The 15,592-nt window shown below is 59.2% G+C and carries 14 protein-coding genes and 1 pseudogene; 4 read left to right on the top strand and 11 right to left on the bottom strand.

All coding sequences use genetic code 11. The annotated features are described in order from the left end of the window. Nucleotides 1-710 (bottom strand): IS110 family transposase (locus tag QXZ85_RS25585; protein WP_316168126.1); only part of this gene is annotated, 710 nt, incomplete at its 3' end. Nucleotides 711-778: 68 nt separating this feature from the next. Between QXZ85_RS25585 and QXZ85_RS25580 the strand changes: the two are divergent. The 3 genes and pseudogenes from QXZ85_RS25580 to QXZ85_RS25570 form a co-directional block, all read left to right on the top strand. Then, nucleotides 779-1,057: pseudogene (locus QXZ85_RS25580) on the top strand (integrase core domain-containing protein); the annotation flags it as partial. A gap of 603 nt (nucleotides 1,058-1,660) precedes the next feature. Then, entirely contained in the window at nucleotides 1,661-1,789 is a 129-nt protein-coding gene (locus QXZ85_RS25575) for a hypothetical protein (protein ID WP_315728293.1), read from the top strand. A 105-nt stretch (nucleotides 1,790-1,894) separates the two neighbouring features. Beyond that, nucleotides 1,895-2,116 (top strand): hypothetical protein, encoded by a 222-nt coding sequence (locus QXZ85_RS25570; RefSeq protein ID WP_315728291.1) that lies wholly within the window; start codon nucleotides 1,895-1,897, stop codon nucleotides 2,114-2,116. Between the two features lie 580 nt (nucleotides 2,117-2,696). Here the strand turns inward: QXZ85_RS25570 and QXZ85_RS25565 are convergent. Further along, nucleotides 2,697-2,906 carry a helix-turn-helix domain-containing protein gene (locus QXZ85_RS25565; RefSeq protein ID WP_069276524.1) on the bottom strand — a complete coding sequence of 70 codons (210 nt, stop codon included), beginning with the start codon at nucleotides 2,904-2,906 and terminating at the stop codon, nucleotides 2,697-2,699. Nucleotides 2,907-2,973: 67 nt separating this feature from the next. On the opposite strand from QXZ85_RS25565, the gene QXZ85_RS25560 reads away from it, so the two are divergent. Then, a complete protein-coding gene (locus QXZ85_RS25560; RefSeq protein WP_315728287.1) occupies nucleotides 2,974-3,363 on the top strand; it encodes a hypothetical protein in 390 nt (129 codons plus the stop codon). Between the two features lie 906 nt (nucleotides 3,364-4,269). Here the strand turns inward: QXZ85_RS25560 and QXZ85_RS25555 are convergent. The 9 genes from QXZ85_RS25555 to QXZ85_RS25515 form a co-directional block, all read right to left on the bottom strand. Next, the gene (locus QXZ85_RS25555; RefSeq protein WP_315728285.1) at nucleotides 4,270-4,593 is read right to left on the bottom strand and encodes a DUF736 domain-containing protein; all 324 of its coding nucleotides are present in this window, start codon (nucleotides 4,591-4,593) and stop codon (nucleotides 4,270-4,272) included. 659 nt (nucleotides 4,594-5,252) lie between these two features. Continuing rightward, entirely contained in the window at nucleotides 5,253-5,564 is a 312-nt protein-coding gene (locus QXZ85_RS25550) for a DUF736 domain-containing protein (RefSeq protein ID WP_315728283.1), read from the bottom strand. A gap of 2,565 nt (nucleotides 5,565-8,129) precedes the next feature. Next, the gene (locus tag QXZ85_RS25545) at nucleotides 8,130-9,104 is read right to left on the bottom strand and encodes an alpha/beta fold hydrolase (RefSeq protein ID WP_409977476.1); all 975 of its coding nucleotides are present in this window, start codon (nucleotides 9,102-9,104) and stop codon (nucleotides 8,130-8,132) included. An 82-nt stretch (nucleotides 9,105-9,186) separates the two neighbouring features. Continuing rightward, nucleotides 9,187-9,402: a putative quinol monooxygenase gene (locus tag QXZ85_RS25540; RefSeq protein WP_315728348.1), complete on the bottom strand. Its 216-nt coding sequence runs from the start codon at nucleotides 9,400-9,402 to the stop codon at nucleotides 9,187-9,189. Between the two features lie 136 nt (nucleotides 9,403-9,538). Continuing rightward, on the bottom strand, nucleotides 9,539-10,207 hold the full coding sequence (locus QXZ85_RS25535; protein WP_315728279.1) for a type 1 glutamine amidotransferase domain-containing protein: 669 nt from the start codon (nucleotides 10,205-10,207) through the stop codon (nucleotides 9,539-9,541). 746 nt (nucleotides 10,208-10,953) lie between these two features. After that, the gene (locus QXZ85_RS25530; protein WP_315768834.1) at nucleotides 10,954-12,282 is read right to left on the bottom strand and encodes a cytochrome c; all 1,329 of its coding nucleotides are present in this window, start codon (nucleotides 12,280-12,282) and stop codon (nucleotides 10,954-10,956) included. Nucleotides 12,283-12,299: 17 nt separating this feature from the next. After that, nucleotides 12,300-14,465, bottom strand: a complete 2,166-nt coding sequence (locus tag QXZ85_RS25525; protein ID WP_315728275.1) for a xanthine dehydrogenase family protein molybdopterin-binding subunit — start codon at nucleotides 14,463-14,465, stop codon at nucleotides 12,300-12,302. Nucleotides 14,466-14,473: 8 nt separating this feature from the next. Then, on the bottom strand, nucleotides 14,474-14,935 hold the full coding sequence (locus QXZ85_RS25520) for a (2Fe-2S)-binding protein (RefSeq protein ID WP_315728273.1): 462 nt from the start codon (nucleotides 14,933-14,935) through the stop codon (nucleotides 14,474-14,476). A gap of 59 nt (nucleotides 14,936-14,994) precedes the next feature. Continuing rightward, nucleotides 14,995-15,282 (bottom strand): putative quinol monooxygenase, encoded by a 288-nt coding sequence (locus QXZ85_RS25515; RefSeq protein WP_315728271.1) that lies wholly within the window; start codon nucleotides 15,280-15,282, stop codon nucleotides 14,995-14,997. Nucleotides 15,283-15,592 lie beyond the last annotated feature (310 nt).

Below are 15,592 nucleotides of genomic sequence, written 5' to 3'. Positions count from 1 at the left end.
ATCGTCGGGTCCGGCACGGTCGCAGCGAGAGCCGTGGCCGTTATGGGACCAATACCGGGAATGGAGGACAACAACTTCGCCATCGGATTGGTTCTCTGGATGAGAGCCAGTTCACGCTCGATGGCCTCGACCTGCTGGTCCAATTCCTTCAGTTGGTTTACCAGGACGGCGAGTGCCAGACGAGCATTGGCTGGTAGCGCCAGGGCCTCGTCATCCAACAAGTCCACCAGGCTATCCACCCGTTGCCGGCCTTGCCCGACAATGATTCCGAACTCAGCGAAGTGAGCTCGAATGGCACAAGCCGCCATGGTTCTCTGGCGGACCAGCAGGCCTCTTGCGCGATGAAGCATCAGGAAGCCTTGGTTCTCGACGCTCTTGATCGGAACGAACCTCATATTGGGGCGGGTTACCGCTTCGCAGATCGCGGCCGCGTCGGCGGCGTCGTTCTTGGCTCCTCGCCGCACGTAAGGTTTTACATAGGCAGGCGGAATCAATCTCACCTCGTGTCCAAACCGCTGAATCTCGCGTGCCCAGTGGTGAGCGGTGGCGCAGGCTTCGATGCCGACCAGGCACGGCTCGATCGAGGAGAAGAACGACACGATCTCGCCTCGCCGGAGGCGTTGGCGACTGGTCATTTGGCCTTTGCTGTCAACTGCATGGACGTGAAATACGTGCTTCGAAATGTCCAACCCAATTGTCGCGACTTCCATTGGTCTATGGCTCCTGTTAGCGGTTCCGTGCATCGGCAGTATATCGCCGGCTCCGAGGGAGCGGGGCCGTCTTCCCCATCAACGGCCGAATGCGCGACGAGTTCTTGAACGAGACCCTGTTCTTCGGTCTCGACGACGCCAGGCGGAAGCTCGCTGCCTGGGTCGCTGACTACAACGGCGAGCGGCCGCACTCCTCGCTCAAATACCAGACGCCGGCGGCCTATGCCGCCAACCTCACCGCAACGGGCGATCGGCTGCGCAACCCCGACCAGCTCCGCCGACCGCCCGTTGCTCCACCCGCGCCAATCGGCGTACAACCCAACGGGACTCTAGCTGCGGCTGGATGAAACTTCGGTGGCAGGTCATTTGCAATCGAAGGAACTGAGCTCCAGCGTATGGGCACTCAAAACCAGCTAATCGTCCACGCTTTCCTAGAAACTCACCCCAAGCTCGCTTGATCCGACGAGAGCCTTGTCAGGTGCGGTGGGCACCGAGAGCCGCTTTTCCGACACTTCTCGTATCTATCTATCGATAGATGCTAGATAGTGCAATTGAACGACGGAACTGAAACGGATACCTTCCCTGATCGCAAAGGCACACGCCGCGTACGAGCGGATGGTTGACCCCCTTTTCGAGGGCTCGCTTTGGACTGTGTGCAAGGCGGCGCGGGCCGCAGGGCGGCGCGGAGCGCTTGTCCAGGCCGGGTCGGCTTGGCCTTTGAGAGCGGTCGGCTCCAGCCCTTCGGCAACGTACGCGGTGACCGCGGCGACGAGCTTCGTACAGCTAGGTACATTTTCGATCGGCATACCCGCCTGACGGCGGAGAGATTCTGGATAACCAGAGTGCGCGGTTAAGGCTTGAGCTCACGACAAGAGAAAGCGAATGGCGAGGAGGCTGAAGACCTACCGACGTCCGTTGGCTTCTACGATCTCCCAATCGCGGCACTGTCCATGAAGGCGGCCATAGAAGCTTGGGGCGCCGGAAGCGATCTCTTCCACCAAGGCACGGCCAAGGAGTCGGACGACCCCAACGTCGTCGCCGCGACGATGGCAAAGCCGGCACTCGTGCTCAGGGTCTAGCGGACGCTTCGCCGAACACTCCGATTTGCCGGACCTGGAAGCTGAGACTGCAGAGCAGAGGCGCGAAAGAAGTCGTTCGAAGCTGAAGAGGCGGCCGCCGCCGAGATGAGCGACAAGGCCGCCCGGAAGGCCGCAGCGGATTTGGAGAAGGTGCAGAAAAAACGAGAGGCCGAACGCGAGCGCGAAGAGGCCGCCCTATCGAGACAGCGTCAGCGGCGCGAGAAGCCGGTGGCGAAGGCGCAGGCAGCACTCGACGCAGCCAGGCGAGAGCATGAGGCCGATCGCGCGGCACTCGAGAAACGAACTCAGCGCGAGGAACACTGCTGAGAGCGGCAGAAGGACAAGATTGAGGCTGCGCTGCGTCGCGCGAAGAACGATACCTAGTCGGCCGCGGCCCGGCACTCCGGGCGGTTCCGCCGATGCCCTCCAGCGTCTCAGCGATCGCGCGTCGTCGAACCTCGTTCGACCAAATCGTGGGTGCGGGTAGGTCATATCCGCCTCGACATCGAGTTTGCAGCCGTAGCTTGGACCACGCGGTCGGGTCTGACGACGTTGTTTTTGGCCATCGGGCGTGGCAAATTGGAACCACCCCAGGGGCTACACCCTGGGGCTACACCAGAGACCTCTGGCGTGCAGTTGCGCCTTGTTTTTCGGGGCTTTCTCGAAGCCGTTTTATTATGGCGGAGAGGGAGGGATTCGAACCCCGTTAATCAGGATGCCAACTGCTGATCAGGGGGCCCGCGGTGCCTGAGCGAACCGTCGCCCTAGCTCGGGCCCGCCGGCGCCTGACAACAAACCACCGCCAATATACCTCAACAACCGTGGGGCGGATCGTAGTGAGCCTTGGAGCGTCGGGCATTGTTGGCTTGGCGATCGTTCTAGGCACTGCTAAGGCCCTTCCGCCGCCTTATCGCTTCAATAGCTCGCTGACCTCAACGCCCAGAGCCTTCGCCAGCTTTGCCAACATCGTAACTGATGCGCTGTAGACACCTGTTTCCAGCTGGCTGATGTAGCTGCGATCGACTTTCGCCTGAAACGAAAGCTCTTCCTGGCTGAACTTTCTCTCGTGGCGAAGACGCCTCAAGTTCCGAGCCACAATCTGCTTCATCTCGTCCATCGACGACGAGATGCTTCTTGTTGAGTAAACTCATCAATTGAGTATACTCAACAAAGAGGAGAAGCTTGTGCCGGTTGATCTCGAACCTTTCATTGAACTCCCAGGGCACGATTGTGCCGGGCACGCATACCGCTTCGGCTACCGATGCAAGAAGACAGGTGTCCCCGCCGCTATCGTTGAAATCGCGGCCACTACGGTAGCTCAACTCGTTCCATTGCAAGTCTCCGCTCGAATGACGATCGACGGGAAGGTCGTCGTCCATGCTCAGCTACCAGACGGCGATCACGGCACGCCTGGCCGCGAATCCGAGGGGGTTTCCCTCATAGAGTTGGTTGAAGCAGCTCTTAGCGTCGACAATCTCCGCATGGAGGAGGCCAGCCGGCACGAACTCCGCGCGTTCCTCCGAGCGCTCGAGATTTCTATCCAGCGGGTAAAGGTTGCCCTCACGGCGATGTAGATCGACGGCGCCATGGCATCACGCTCGAGACCGAGCAGCCAAGATCACTCTCCCTGGTGCGCACAATACGGACCTTGATACAGCCCGGTGCGGTCCCCTGGCTTCCCCGCCCGGCAAGCACCGCACCCTGCGCGTATCCGCGAGCGATCCGTCGCCCAAAAAGCTCGACGCACAATGCGAACTGGCGCCGCCTTTTCCGCCACGCAGCGCGATCAACGAAGTCGCCGGTTGCCTTCCTGGCTTTGCGATTGTCGATCTGACCGAGCTTGGCTCGAATTTGTCGTCAACGCCGCGCGTGACGCAAGATCTTCTTGAGGAAGACCGCGGATATGAGAAGCTAGCGAGCTACCATCAAGAGACAGACGCAATCAATGAAGGAGAGCCTTGGCATAGGCCGCAATTGGCGACGTCGCATTCAGCGGTGTCGCCAACTCTTGGATGTGCAGACAATCACTTAGCCGCCCTTAGGCGCCAGTACTTTTATCTTGCGATCACTCCCTCTGCTCTTTGCTACTCGCTAAACCTTCCTCATCTTGCCACAACCGCATCTACTGATCCACGAGGCACGCAAAAAATCGACCGCCCGGCGCGTATCCAAGCCACCAATTCCAGCGTTTCTGCTGTCCATGAATTTGCGCAAATACCAATGACGATGGAGCAGAATCTCTGCATCGGAACGACGAGAAAACGCTCTCGAAAGACTCTTCAGCTGCAGGCAAAATTCCGATCGGCGCGAGTGCATTTCTTCGACGGTAATGGGGACGTCTCGCAGGCTGTTCAGCCGCGCTCGCCCCTCGACGTGCGCCCAGTTGAGGGCGCTCTTACACTAGCCTGCGATATGCAAAACCGGATTTCCGTGAGGCACGAAAGGGCTCCCACGCGACGCGTGGGAGCCCGATATTTGACCTAGTCGACAGGATTCCAGATCAGGAAGAAGCCACCGTCACCGCCGAGGCCGACCGTTCGACCAAGGTTGGCGCAGAGCTTGCGGCCTCCCAGGCCGGGTGCTGCGAGTGACAGGCTGATGTAGTCCGTTCCGCGGCCCTCGCCGATCAAAATCCGACCGGATCCGACCTCGACCCCTTGGGTGAAGATGCGGAAATCTGGCGGGTTATCGCCGGACTTATCGCGGTTGGGCACGATGTCGATGTCGGCGCAGATAGGCAGGAATTTGAGCTGGCCCCTGAAGCCGCCGTGAGTTGTGCGGGTCACGAATCCGATCGCGGTCATGGTCTGTCTCCTCGGTGCCGCAGGGCCGATGCCCTGCGATGGCGAGACCGTCATGGCGGCCGGCCGGCAGCCGAACCCTTGGGGCGAAGCGCAGCGGCGCACCCGAGCTCGCTCCTTTTTCGCAGCGAAGCGGCCGCGAGGAGCCGGCTTACCGGCGGGGAAAAAAGGAGGCGTGCGAGGGTTTCGGATGGGGGACGGCTGCCATAGGTCGTTGCGCCATAGGCAGGGAATCGTCCCCTTCGGGCGAAGGAGCCAGGCCTTGCGGCAGAGCACCGGTCACCGCGTAAAATGGCGGTTGGGGAACGCTTCAAAGTATGCGTCACCGCGCGTTTCTCGCGATCCGGCTCAGATTATTCGCTCGGACAGCGGCTCGGTTTCGCATCCGAAGGGGGTGCTGGCGCCGGCTTTCAAGTCGAATCCAGCGCTATCAGTCGATAGCGCAGGTGGCGCTCGAGCTCATGATCCGCCAACAAAAGCGCATCCAAAGCTCGAGCAATTCGCCACTCGGCGCCTCGAACCGGTTTCAAGGTGCGCCGCGAATCCGCGGCCGCGCGCCTCCCTTTTGAGGCAGAAGATGCTCTTGTGACTCCCTTCAAAGCTGCGCAGGCAACGCAAAAAAGCCCCGCCTCCGAGGAGGCGAGGCCGATGATCCGGGTCGATCAATCGCCGCTGCGGCGGGACCAGATCAGGGTGAAGTCTTCGTCGCCTTCGACCTTCACCAGCGAGGCGTAGATCGGGGCCGGGAAGCTCGGATCATCGAGCTTGACCGAGAGATATTGGCGATCGCTGTCGCGGGCGGTCTTCTTCCAAGCGGCGCCGAACTCGGTGGCCCCAGCGAAAATGCGGTAGTCGGGAGCCTTGTCGTTGTCCTTTTCGGAGGCCGCGAACTTGACCTTCATGTTCAGCGTCAGCGTCTTGATCAAGCCGGTGTAGCCGTTGTCCGAAGCGGTGAAAGTGCCGATGGTCGCCATGTTCATCTCCGTCTGTCTCTTGCTCGGGCCGCGCCCATCGCAGCCTCGATGGCGATCCTTGGCCCGGGGAGCGATCGGCCCGCAGCCGCCAGGCCCGGAGCGCCAGCGGAGGACGGCGAAAGCCTGCTTTTTTGTCTTCCGCGAGGAATGCCGCCGCTTGGCGGCAGGGGAAAAAAGCAGGCGTGAGCTGTTGCGGGAAGGCGATCGAGGCCCTTGCCGTCCCTCGGGCCTGATCAGCCATTCGAGGGTGCGTTGGACACGAGCCCATGCCCGGACTGAGGCGATGACCATGGCTGCCAACACCCGCCACAGCATTGGAAAACGGCGGGATCGATGAGGAAGAAGCCAACGTCTGTGCATCAAAAGCAAGAACGACGAACCGGACAAACCAAGCGACCCCGCGCATCTTCGCATCAGGAAACGACGGCGACGGCCAGAATTGTTCGCCCGATAGCGTTCTCGATACGGCAAGTCCGGACACGATCAATGCCCATGGCTCGATCGGCTCGCCAACACAAGGGGGACGCGGCACAGCCTCATCTGCCGCGGCAGATAGCGCAGATCGGACAGATCATGGCCCGTATTTGGAGACGGGCTAGCGTGAGTAACGCCCGTTCGAAAGCACCGAAGACCGGGGACACCGCTCGGGGCGGCGCTAGCGGGCGCTTTACCCTGGCGCACGCGAGGGGCAGCGCCACTTAGATCTCAAGCGTTGGAACATTGAGCAAGTCGGCACATGTGAAAACAAGAGATAAGATGAGAGAATCAAAAAAGGCACCCGCAGGAGGGTCAGCATAGCGCCGACGCATAGCGGCGGGACCCGGGACCGAGTGCAGTCGCGAGACCGGTTAACAAGGCACCCGAACGCCGGACAATGATAGCGACGCCGGCAGCAAATGCCTGCGGGGCCCGCGAGCGAGTGCCTCCGGCGAGCGACACATTATTGTCTGCATTATCTGCTTCCTGCGCGAGGGACCGAAGCCAAAGGCCGAGACGCAACGCGGCTCGGTTCACGAGGGCCCGATGCGGCCGATGCCGCACGCGCGCTAATCATGAGACGCGCAGCTACCGATTTTCGATCTTGTTTAACTTGCATCTAACACCAACCCTTCAGGCGGGAGAAACCGCTCCCCGCCCGATGAGATGCAGAAAAAGGGACCACGCGGTTTTTGGGCGGAGGCGTTCCGGCTATGCTCACGTCTATACCGGAAAAATGGTGTCAGAGGCAACGACAGAGCGGACACCGAGGTGAGAGCCACAGCCGAAGCTCCAGGCTGGCCGAGACAACCAACGACCTGTCAACTCTGACAGTATCGGTCAGATATCCGACTCGTTAGAATCCGCGAGATATGTCGATCTGCCGGCGAACGCCGTTAGGCGGGGGCGGCTTGAGCCGCTGGGCACCATCAATTGCGAAGCCAATATTCCTCCTCGACTCAAATACGCGCATAACAGCGGAAGCGAACGTTCAACAAACAACGCTCTGGTTTGACCGAAGAGAAAATGAGACATATCGCGAATGTGATCGGTACCCGCATCCAGAATGACGCTGGTCCGGCCGCCCAACCGTTCTCTCTGCTCTGACGCATATCGGCCCAAACAGCCTCTTGTCGTAGTTGAGCTATCTCCTGCACGTTGATTGTATGTGCCAATAAGGTGCGACTATGCAGAATCACGTGTCGGTCGAACTCGTCTGCTTTGACGGCGGCAGGCCGGTAGTAACGTCCAAAGAGAGGATTGATCAGGAGCTGGCCGCAGCATCAACATCTGCGGTCTGACTGTCGCCCACCTCTTCCCCCGCCACGGCTGTTTCGATCCGCTCAGCTATTAGTCTTCGATGATCCGCTTCCCAGGAGAGTTGATTTCTCAAGGCTGGCTACAACCTATCGATTCCGCCAGTTCCTGAGTAATATCATCGAATAGGTGTTGCAGACTCTCATCATCGGGAGCCCGACGCAGGCCTTCGATCCTGGCTCGGCACGCCTCGGTCAGGAAATCGATGCGTGATGCGTCCGAGCTCGACGCCCGCGCCTCACTGACGAGGGCAACCATTGTTTTTGCCAGCTAATGCTGCACGCCAGTTTGCTGGTATTCCCGCTGGTATAAGTAGAAGTCGATGGCAGAATCTCCTTTTTATTCAAAAACTTATGGTAGTAGGCTGTTATCGGCCAGGGGCACCACGGAAAAAATTGTAATGATAACAATAAGTTAAGTCACTGGTTCGATTCCCGATTTCTCGCAAAACTTTCGTGATGCATTGAAAATACGAGCAAAAACCCACTGCAGCTGTCCGCTTTGCTGGTATTTCTGCTGGTATCGCCAAGCCAAACGCGCCGCGGCGGATTTCGATATTCCCGACGAGCGAATTAGGCGCCGCATGCCCCGTCCACCGCTTTACGCGCGACGTTCGGACGTCAAACTCAAATGACCAATCCCGAGTTGGCTGGCCATAGAGGAACGCAAATGCGTTCAAGATTGCTTCGATGCTGATCAGGCTTTCTTCCCGGTTGGTTGCATCTAGGCGTGATAAATCGGCTACCGTCGGGTTCGTGCGAAAGTTTTGCGTCAGCGTCGTTCAATCGTTCGGTCGAGGAAGTTGCTGATCAGCGGCGCCATCACGTCGAGTTGGTCCTCAAGTGCGAAGTGACCGGTGTCGAGGATGTGCAACTCGGCGTCTGGCAAGTCGCGCAAATAGGAATGTGCGCCGGCTTCAGCGAAGACCTTGTCGTTCTTGCCCCAGACGATTAGAGCGGGCGGCTTCCTTTCGCGGAAAAAGGCCTGGAACGCGGGATAAAGCGGGATGTTGGTCGCGTGATCGTAGAGCAGGTCGAGCTGAATGTCCTTGTTGCCGGGACGGTCCAGCAGCGCTTGGTCGTGCACCCAGTTGTCAGGACTTATGCGCGTCAGATCGCGGACGCCGTCGGTGTATAGGAATTTCGTCGCGCGGAGAGAGACGAGGGATAAAAGCGCATCCCTCCGCTCCTCCGTTCCTTCCTTCCAATACGCCTTGATCGGGTCCCAGGCGTCCCGCAATCCCTCTTCGTAAGCGTTGCCGTTTTGGATGATGAGGGCAGTCACGCGCTCTGGATGCTTAATGGCGATGCGATAGCCAACCGGTGCGCCATAATCCATGACGTACATGGCGTAGCGTTTCGCCCCGATTTGATCAAGCAAGGCATCGATCATCTCGGCATAGTTCGCGAAACTATAGGAAAAGCGGTTGCGATCCGGCGCATCGCTTTGCCCGAAGCCGGGGTAATCCGGCGCAATGACACGGTATCGGTCGGCCAGACCCGGAATCAGATTGCGGAACATATGTGAGGATGTCGGAAAGCCGTGCAGAAGAAGAACGACGGGCCCATCTGCTGGCCCGGCTTCGCGGTAGAACACGTTCACACCGCTGATGGTGGCCGTACGGTAATGAACGGTTAAAGCGCCTACGCTGCCGCCTGGCGTTGGCGTGCAACAATGAGCGGGCGGTGCCCCCGGTTCATAAGCGGAAGCCGTGGACTCTCCGAACGAGGGATGTGCGCTTACCATGGTCAACGCGATGAGAGTCACGCAAGAAAGGCGCATGGCAGCTCCTTCATTCGGTACGACCCAGGTCGTTCCTCAATCCCGATTATCTCACGTCCATGACTTCCGCGATTACTGCCGTACGTTCGGCTAGTTTCGGAACCTTGGCCAAGTAGGCTTGGTAGTGCTGCGAGGCACGATGAGCTTCGACCGCAGTGACATCTTGATAAAGCTCATCAAGGACGTAACGATGATCGTCCAGACTATCGCAGCAAACGTCCCAACGCAGGTTGCCGGGCTCTGCCTTGCACTGCGGCGCCATACCGACAAGCAACTCTCTAAGCTCAAGGCTCTTGCCGGGATGAGTGATCAGAATAGCAGCAATCTTTGAAGGCATTGTTCAAACACACGTTTTGAGCGACTGCCACCTCAGGAGCAGCCAAGCTGTGCTTGGCTGCTTATTTTCTGAGTGCTGTCAGGAGCTCCTTCGCGAGGAGCCCGGCCGACGCGGGATTCTGGCCAGTGATCAGGCGTCCATCGACAACAACGTGAGGTTCCCAGTTCGCTACAGACGTATATTCGGCGCCCTTTGCCCGCAGGGCATCTTCCAATTCGTACGGAACGTCTTCGCGCGCGTAGTCGTACTCTTCTTTCTTCGAGAAAGAAGTGAGCTTCTTGCCTTGCACGAACGGCTTGCCATCGCCGAGGTCAACACCGAGAAGCGCGCACGGACCGTGACAAACGGCAGTCACAAACTTTCCCGTACTCCAAGCGCGCACGACTGTATTTTGAACGACAGGGTTGCGCTGGATATCGACCATTGGTCCAAGACCGCCCGGCACGAAGATGGCATCAAAATCCGCAGCATCCACCTCCGCAAGTTTGCGACTGCGGTTCAAGCGGCGAAATGCCTTACTTTCAATGAAGGCTTTCTCCGCGGGATCTTTCTCGTCGTAGGCATCATATGGCGTCCATCCGCCTCTCAAAGAAGCGAACTCAATGGCGATACCTGCCTTGTCAAGAACATCGAACGGATGCGCGACCTCGGCGAAAAAGAAGCCTGTTTTACGATTGTGCGGACCTATCACCGCCGCGTTGCTTACGACAAACAGAACATGCACAGTCATGATTTCCTACCTTAGTGTGCAGAGGCACCAAACCGACCTCGTCGTTCGCTGCCAAACTTCGCGAAGCTCAGCAACTCGCAGCGGGTCGCCGTGGAAAGACACTTTTGTTCATAGGCCGCTTCCAGAAGCCCTGCATAAAGTGCAAGTGATGTCAGTCTACTTCTTTAGCCGACTCATGAGCGCCGCGACATCCCGCGGGTACGTCCAAACTTTAGGCTGTCGGGTGGAGCAGACCAGTTAATCTAGGTAAAAATTTGTAGTTTGAGGACGCATATGCTGAGGATCCTTGATCCTGCATGTTCGCTATTCATCGAGCGGACCGACACGACTAGGCGCCGATCCAGACCGTCGGTTAGATGCCGGAAGCGTCTCGGCCGGCAAGGCAGAAGGCAGCCTTAGACCCGGCTAAAAGACCGTGTGAAGGCTGTCAGACTCTGGACGCTCGGCTCGCCGCGAAGATGGGGCCAACACCAGCGGGCGAACTTGCGATCACCCCTCAATATCTCGGCTGTCGCCGCCTCACGCTCAGGGGCGTCTCTCAACTGCAATTCGAGAACCAAGAGGCGGCGGCCGCGAGGCCGCACTTGCCAAAGACTCGCTGTCGGTTTCGTCCTATTCTATCGTATTGTCCGAGAGTAAGATTGCCAAACCAAATCCCAACGTCCATGACGGGCTTCGAAAGCCCTGACGACTTGCCTCTCAACCAACGTCTCTGGAGCGACTATCTGGCCATCAATGAGACACCACTAGTTCGAGACCTGTGCTCGCAAACCGGCGACATCACGAGCCGTGAGTGACGAGCCCTTGGCTCCGAAGCGGGCGGTGACGTAGTTGGCGACCGCGGCAATCTCGTCGTCGGAGTACGCACGACCGAAAGAGGGCATCGACAGCGCATCGTCCGGGGTCAGGCGCCTCGTACCCCCAATAACGATCTGTACCACATTAGTCGCGCTCCGATCGTTTACGGCGGCACTTCCAGTCAGCGTCGCGAACCGTGAAACCGCGCTCTCCCCAGCCCAGCCATGACAACTTACGCAAGCGCCCTCGAAGATCTTCTTGCCAAGCAGGTTTGCGGTCACGCCGTCCTTGTGGGAGACCGGCGCAGGCGCCGATTTTACGGAAAAATCGCGTGAAGTGCTGGGCGGAACGCTTCGCAGGAACGTGACCATCGCCTCGATATCAGCCTTCGCCATCTTGTTGAAGGAGTGATCAACGGCTTCGCCCATCGGTCCCGATGCAGTGCCGTGACCCGGAACATGCCCGGCGGAGAGATAAAGGGCGATGTCTTCATCGGTCCAGCCGCCGAGACCGGTGTCCTTGTCGGACGAGATATTGAAGGCGCGCCAGCCGGCCACCGAGGCTCCGGCAAACTTTTCTCGATTGTTGAGTGCGAATCCAATATTGCGCGGCGTGTGGCATTCGCCGCAATGCGCCAGCGCCTCGGCCAGGTACGCACCGCGGTTCCATTTGAAGCTCTGCGAACTATCAGGCTGGAAGCGTGAGTCAGGATTGAACACCAGCGACCAGAACGTCATGGCCCAGCGCTGATTGAAGGGAAACAACAGTGTATTCTCCGGCGGCACCGCGCGCACCGGCGCAAGGCTGAAAAGGTAGGCCTTGATCGCGAGCGCGTCGGCGACGGTGACATAAGTGTAGGACGTGTAGGGCATTGCCGGATAAAGCCGGGCACCATCACGGCGGATGCCCCGATGCATCGCGTCGAGAAACTCCTGGTCGGTGTATTTGCCAATGCCCGTCTCCGGATCGGGCGTAATGTTGGTCGAATACATCGTTCCGAACGGAAGCTTGAAGGCGAAGCCGCCCGCATATTCCTTGCCGCCCGGCGCCGTGTGACAAACCACGCAGTCCGCTGCCTCCGTGAGATATTTGCCGCGCTCAAGGAGGCTGGCCTGCTTCATATCGGCAGGCACCCCGGTTGGATCGCCGTCCCTGTAGTCCGTCAACGCGACATTCTTGCCGCCGGTGAAGGCCAGCGGACCGGGACCGCGCACGTACCAAACCGCCCCTAGCGCCACGATGGCACCGACGATGACCGCCCCGGCAGCCAATTTCACAACCGCGGCTTTCACAATCACGATTTCTTCTCCGCGATCAGCCGCCGGTCGATCGGAAGCCGACGCAATGCGACGCCCGTCGCCGCATAAATGGCATTACGCAGCGCGGGAGGCCCGCCAACCGCGGCCGCCTCACCGATCCCGCCCGGCGCCTCCCCGCTTTTGACCAGATGGACATTGATCTTTGGCATCTGGTCGATGCGCAGCATGCGATAATCATGGAAATTCGATTGCTGAACGCGGCCCTTGTCCAAGGTGATTTCGCCGTATAATGCGGCGGTCAGGCCAAAGATCATGCCGCCCTCGACCTGCGCGACGATGGTGTCGGGGTTGACAGCAACACCGCAATCCACAGCAAGCGTCACCTGGCGGATGTAAACGTCGCCGCTGGTATCCACCTCGGCCTCAACGACAGTGGCGATCGACGTGTTGAAGGTCGGCTGCACACTGACGCCTCGGCCAACGCGAGGCGGCAACGGCTGCCCCCAATTCGACCTTTCGGCGACGAGATCCAGCACGTGCTGGAGACGCGGCGTTTTTCCAAGCATGTCGCGTCGAAACGCGATCGGATCCTTGTTTACCTTGCGCGCCAGCTCGTCCATGAAGCTTTCGATGGCGAACACATTGTTGTTCGGACCGACGCCGCGCCAAAAGCCGGTCGGCACGGCAGGCGGCTCCACTCGGACGTACTCCACCTGAACATTTGGAATGTCGTAAGGCGTATCGACCGCGCTATCGACGGCGTCGATATCAATGCCCTTCGTAAAACTGCGCGGTAACCATCGCGCGAGCACCGATGATCCGGCGACGCGGTACCTGAAGGCGATCACCTTGTCGCCCGAGAGTCTCGCCGAAATATTGTCCCGGTAAACCGGACGGTAGATGTCGTGTCGGATGTCCTCCTCGCGTGTCCAGACGATCTTGACAGGCCCATCGACCTTGCGGCCGATGCGCACGGCCGCGTCGATCATGTCAACCTCGAGCCTGCGTCCGAACCCGCCACCGAGCAGATGTTGATGGATCGTCACCTTGTCTTCTGACAGCCCAGCCGCCTTCGCGGCGACCGACTGCGCGCGCGCAATGATCTGCGTTCCAACCCATACGTCACATGAATTTGGCGTGACGTGGACTGTGCAATTCAGAGGCTCCATCGTCGCGTGGGCAAGAAATGGTATCTCGTAGGATGCATCATAACTCTCGCCAAAATTGAGCACCTTGGCGACATCTCCGACGGATTTTGCGACTACGCCAGAACTCGCGCTGGCAGCACGAAGATGTTCCCATATGTCCTTGGAGCTGACGTTGGCGTTCTTGCCTTCGTCCCAGGCAATCTTTAGCGCCTCAAGCCCACATTTCGCGGCCCACATGTGATCCCCGATAACCGCGACCAGATCATCCAGTGCTACGATCTGCCTCACGCCAGGAATCTTCGTTGCGGCCTGGTCTTCGATGTTCGCAACCTTGCCGCCGAAAACCGGACATTGCGCCAGCGTCGCAAATTTCAAGCCCGGCATCATGGTGTCGATTCCGTAGATGACCTTGCCGTTGACCTTGTTCGGCGTATCGAGGCGCTTCAAAGGCCTTCCGATGAGCACAAAGTCCTTTGGATCTTTCAGCGGCACATCGCTTGGCTGCGAAAGCTTGCTCGCGGGGTCGACAAGCTCGCCATAGCGAAGGCTGCGGCCACTTTCCTTATGAAACACTTTCCCCTCGGACACGCCGCAGGTTTCTGGCGCAACCTGCCACTGATTCGCCGCAGCCTTGACGAACATAGCCCGTGCGGTTGCGCCGGCTTTGCGCAGCGGGGTCCAGAACGCGCGAACCGAAGTTGATCCTCCGGTCGCCTGAATGCCGAGCAAGGGATTCGTGTAGAGGTTCTCATCGGGCGGCGCGTGCTCGAGGACGACATTTGTGAGGTCTGTATCGAGTTCTTCAGCTAAAATCGTCGCGACGCCGGTGTATATGCCCTGCCCCATCTCGACCTGCGGCATGACCAGGGTCACCTTGCCGGTTCCGTCGATGCGGATAAACGCGTTTGGCGCAAAGGTCCCGTCGGCGGCATCCTTCTGCGCGGTCTCGGCGGCACCTACCGGAAGACGGAAGGCGAACACGAAGCCGGTCGTCAATGCAGCACCGAGAAGGCGACGACGCGAGATATTCGACAATTCTGCCGTGACGGTCATGACACCACCTAAGCCTTGGCCGAGGCTGCCTGCTTGATGGCAGCCCGGATGCGCACATAGGTACCGCACCGGCAGATGTTGCCGGCCATGGCCGCGTCGATATCGGAGTCGTCAGGATCCGGCGTCGTCGCCAGTAACGCTACCGCCGACATGATTTGACCTGATTGACAATAACCGCATTGCACGACCTCGAGATCGAGCCAGGCCTTCTGCACCCTGGCTCCCGCCGGCGTCGTGCCGACGCCTTCGATGGTGGTGATCGCGCGGTCTTGGAGATTGCCGACAGGCAGCACACAGGAACGCACCGGCTTGCCATCGACGTGCACGGTGCAGGCGCCACACTGCGCCATGCCGCATCCGAATTTCGTGCCGGTCAAACCGAACACATCGCGCAGGACCCACAGCAAGGGCATTTCGGCCGGTGCATCGAAGGATCGTTCTTCACCATTGACATTTAGCACCGTTGCCATGTGAACTCCTGCCATCTCGTCGGATCGGTTCGGATACGCGGTACCGCTCTCTCACAGCTCTATGAAACCACATCGAGGGGACGCGATGTGACGGCCGTCCGCGTTGCGAGCCTGTCGATCCTGGAGGCATAGTCTTGATAGTGGGGCGTTGCCCGATGGGCCTGCACAGAAGCGATGTCCGCGTAGAGCTCATCGATGATGAAGGTCGTCTCGTCGTGCAGGTCCTGCCAGAGGTCCCATCGAAGGTTGCCGGGATCGGAGCGGCTATGTCCAGCCAAGCTGCGCAACAGAACGACCAGTTCATCGGTCTTTCCAGGCCGAGCCTTGAGCAAGGCCGTCGTCTTCATTTGGATCGCCATTGATATTCCCGCATTCCAGGGCGGGCTGGGTTCCGCCGTCAACCAACGCTCCATTACGAATGGGCTCAATCACGTCGATCAGCACACATAATCGAAGTTGTGCGCGGACGCCCGTAAAGAGATGTAAAAACGTCGGTTGACGGGATTGGCCTGCCATCAACCAGAACAAGGCCTCGCATTGCGCTCGCCGCGATGGATTTTCCTCAATTTACGAATCGCTATTAGCCGGTCGCGGATTCCGACCGTAATGTCTGGGATGACGCGTGCTTGCCATGTGGCATGGACGCGATCGACTGCA

The sequence above is a fragment of the Bradyrhizobium sp. SZCCHNGR1005 genome (genome assembly GCF_032489995.1).
GTDB lineage: Bacteria > Pseudomonadota > Alphaproteobacteria > Rhizobiales > Xanthobacteraceae > Bradyrhizobium.
This window is presented reverse-complemented; position numbering and strand designations above follow the sequence as displayed.